The organism is Streptomyces solincola, assembly GCF_002982015.1.
Classification (GTDB): Bacteria; Actinomycetota; Actinomycetes; order Streptomycetales; family Streptomycetaceae; genus Streptomyces; species Streptomyces solincola.
The window spans coordinates 1-1,437 of sequence record NZ_PVLV01000658.1; the positions used below are offsets into that span (position 1 = coordinate 1).

A 1,437-nucleotide genomic window follows, 5' to 3' on the forward strand; every position below is an offset into this window, starting at 1 on the left:
CCCACGCCCTCCGCCGCGCTCACCGCGTCCGTCGCCTCCGTCGTCGCGCCCGTCGTCTCAGCCATGCCGACCAGCCTACGGGCCGGGTACGACACCCTCCGGCTCCCCGGCGCCGTCCTCGCCGGCCGGGGCGCCGCCCACCCGCACCGGGAACTCCCCGACCGCCACCCGGGCCCGCAGCTCCTCGCCCGCCGCGACCTCCTCCGCCGACCGGACCACCCCGCCGTCCGCCCGCTGGAGCACCGCGTATCCGCGCTCCAGCGTCGCCGCCGGCGACAGCGCCACCACCCGGGCCCGGGTGTGCAGCAGCTCCGAGTCCGCCCGGTCCAGCAGATGCCCCAGCACCCGGCGGCTGCGCGCCGCCAGCGCCTCCACCTCGGCGGACCGCTCCTCCACCATCCGCACCGGCCGCTCCATCACCGGCCGGGCCAGCGCGTGCGCCAGCCCGCGCTCCTCCCGGTCCAGCACCCCCCGCACCGTCCGCAGCGCCCGGTCCCGCAGCACCCGCACCCGGTCCAGCTCCTCGCCGACGTCCGGCACCACCTTCTTCGCCGCGTCCGTCGGCGTGGACGCCCGCACGTCCGCGACCAGGTCCAGCAGCGGCGAGTCCGGCTCGTGCCCGATCGCGGACACCACCGGCGTACGGCAGTCGGCGACCGCACGCACCAACTGCTCGTCGGAGAACGGCAGCAGGTCCTCCACACTGCCCCCGCCGCGCGCCACGATGATCACCTCGACCTCCGGCAGCCCGTCCAGCTCCCGGACCGCCCGCACCACCTCGGCCACCGCCCGCGCCCCCTGCACCGGGACGTTGCGCACCTCGAAGCGGACCGCCGGCCAGCGCCGCCGGGCGTTCTCCAGCACATCCCGCTCGGCGGCCGAGGCCCGCCCGGACACCAGGCCCACCCGCCGCGGCAGGAACGGCAGCGGCTTCTTGCGGGCGGCCGCGAACAGCCCCTCGCCCGCCAGCGTCCGCTTCAACCGCTCCAGCCTGGCCAGCAGCTCCCCGATGCCCACCGGCCGCAACTCCGTCGCCCGCAGCGACAACTGCCCGCGCGGGGCGTACCACTCCGGCTTGGCGCACACCACCACCCGCGCGCCCTCCGACACCACGTCCGCCACCGCGTCGAAGGTCTGCCGGTAGCAGGTCACCCCGACCGAGATGTCGTACGAGGGGTCGCGCAGCGTGAGGAAGACTACCCCGGCCCCCGGGCGGCGGGAGATCTGGGTGATCTGGCCCTCCACCCACACCATCCCGAGCCGGTCGATCCAACCCCCGATGAGCCGCGAGACCTCACCCACCGGCAGCGGCGCTTCCGCCGACGTAGAAAGACCCATGCCGGCGAGCGTACGCGCCGCCACCGACACACCCCGGCCGCCCGCCGACGACAGCCTCCGACACCCTTAGCGCCCGCCCGCCACCGACAGCCCCCCGAC

At 76.5% G+C, this 1,437-nt stretch carries 1 protein-coding gene; it reads right to left on the reverse strand.

Going from position 1 to position 1,437, the window contains the following annotated elements; all coding sequences use genetic code 11:
* Positions 1-75: 75 nt before the first annotated feature.
* On the reverse strand, positions 76-1,338 hold the full coding sequence (gene xseA / locus C6N75_RS28905) for an exodeoxyribonuclease VII large subunit (RefSeq protein WP_105871804.1): 1,263 nt from the start codon (positions 1,336-1,338) through the stop codon (positions 76-78).
* Positions 1,339-1,437 lie beyond the last annotated feature (99 nt).